A 217-nucleotide genomic window follows, 5' to 3' on the forward strand; every position below is an offset into this window, starting at 1 on the left:
ACCTGACCAGTTCCGTGCTGGTCCTTACCGGGATCGGCGTCCTGATCGGACTGACCGTCGCCCCGACCTTCATCAACGGCAACACCCTGATCGGGCGCCTGGTGCTGCGCGAGCGGCTCACCGAGCCTGTCCTGGATGGGGACGGGCATCGGTATCGGGGTCGCCATCGGGTCGAGCATCGCCGGCGGGGTCATCGACACCGGCGGCTACCCCGGCA

Annotated in this window: 1 pseudogene; it reads left to right on the plus strand. The window is 68.7% G+C overall.

Features of this window, described 5'->3' with window-relative positions:
• Positions 1-217: pseudogene (locus BN358_RS27890) on the plus strand (hypothetical protein); the annotation flags it as partial.

It is taken from the genome of Sedimentibacter sp. B4, from assembly GCF_000309315.1.
GTDB classification, from domain to species: domain Bacteria; phylum Bacillota; class Clostridia; order Tissierellales; family Sedimentibacteraceae; genus Sedimentibacter; species Sedimentibacter saalensis.